Raw genomic sequence first — 1,320 nt, forward strand, 5'->3', positions numbered from 1 at the left:
TCTGCTTTAAGGTGCGAGAAGAAGCTTTCCATAGCGGCATTGTCTAGACAATTACCGCGACGCGACATGCTGATTTTGGCGCCAACCGTAGGCAGCATGTCGTGGTAAGCATGAGACGTGTATTGGAAGCCTTGATCGCTGTGAACGATCAATCCAGACACGTCTTTGTGCAGTTGAAAAGCTTTCTTAAACGTGCTGAGCACCAACTCGTTGTCATTACGATGACTGATGTGATAGGCGACTATCGTTACCACAAAGGTCTTTGATGGCAGACAAGTATAGTCGCTGCTCTCCTACACGGTACTGTGTGACATCTGTCACCCATTTTTCATTGGGCTCTGCTGCTGTGAAGTCACGATTCAGTAAGTTAGGAGCAACACGTCCATCCGACTTCATAACCGGATAGGCGTTAAAATACGGACGTTTAGCTCTTATGATAGAGCGGATTCCAAGCTCTTGCATGATACGCTGCACTTTCTTATGATTAACGGTGCGATCATATTGACGTTTCAGCTCAGCTGTAATTCTGCGATACCCATAAGTCCGTTCACGCTGATGGTAGATCGATTGAATTTGCTGGGCAACCTCTCCATCGAGATTTCGGTTCTTGCGCTCTAGGTAGCGGTAATAGGCACTTCTCCAGACACCTAGTAGTTTGCAAAGCATCACAATAGGATAGAGCTTTGATGCCTCTTCAATGATGGCATATTTCCCTCTCACACCTCCTGTTTCCAGATTTCCAAGCACTTTTTTAGAATGGAATTCTCTCTTTTGAGTTGCTGATACGCCCGATCTTTGTCTATGTACTCCGTTCTTCGACCGCGCTGGTCCAGCAAGCCATATTCTCCTTGTTGCCGATATTTCCTCATCCACACCTTCATACGATCTTTATCCTGTATTCCAAAATGTTCGTTGATCTTCCGATAGCTCCACTTCTCCTCCACATGCAGACGGATTGCCTCACGCTTTGTTTCATCTGAATACGTTTTGAACTTTTGTCCCTTCATTGCCACAAAAATACACCCCTTAGAATTCATCGGATTAACCAAGGGGTTTTTCCAATGTCTATTCTAAGGGGTGCAGTTCATTGCGTAGCAAGGGTTTTTTGTTTCCTTATTAATCAGAACAAATACTCATCAAGCAGAATTGTTGAACTTGAGGACGAAATTCTTAATTTTGAACGTTAATATAAATTCGCCTTCTCCGTAGATTGAGGATTTAAATAATCTAGATGTTAGAAACACAGGATTTAAAATCCTGTGGTGGGCGACCACCGTACAGTTCGATTCCCTACCTCGGCATTCCTACATACATAAGGGT

2 protein-coding genes and 1 pseudogene are annotated in these 1,320 nt (G+C 44.0%); all 3 read right to left on the reverse strand.

Going from position 1 to position 1,320, the window contains the following annotated elements; genetic code table 11:
• A partial coding sequence (locus ACFVVK_RS20475) for a DDE-type integrase/transposase/recombinase (RefSeq protein ID WP_390271346.1) occupies positions 1–203 on the reverse strand: 203 nt, incomplete at its 3' end.
• Positions 204–216: 13 nt separating this feature from the next.
• A complete protein-coding gene (locus ACFVVK_RS20480) occupies positions 217–873 on the reverse strand; it encodes an IS3 family transposase (RefSeq protein ID WP_390271349.1) in 657 nt (218 codons plus the stop codon).
• Positions 873–1,037, reverse strand: a pseudogene (locus ACFVVK_RS20485) (hypothetical protein); the annotation flags it as partial. The pseudogene ACFVVK_RS20485 and the gene ACFVVK_RS20480, both read right to left, overlap by 1 nt.
• Between the last annotated feature and the right edge of the window lie 283 nt (positions 1,038–1,320).

It is taken from the genome of Arthrobacter sp. NPDC058192 (assembly GCF_042883665.1).
In the GTDB taxonomy this organism is placed as follows: Bacteria; Actinomycetota; Actinomycetes; order Actinomycetales; family Micrococcaceae; genus Arthrobacter.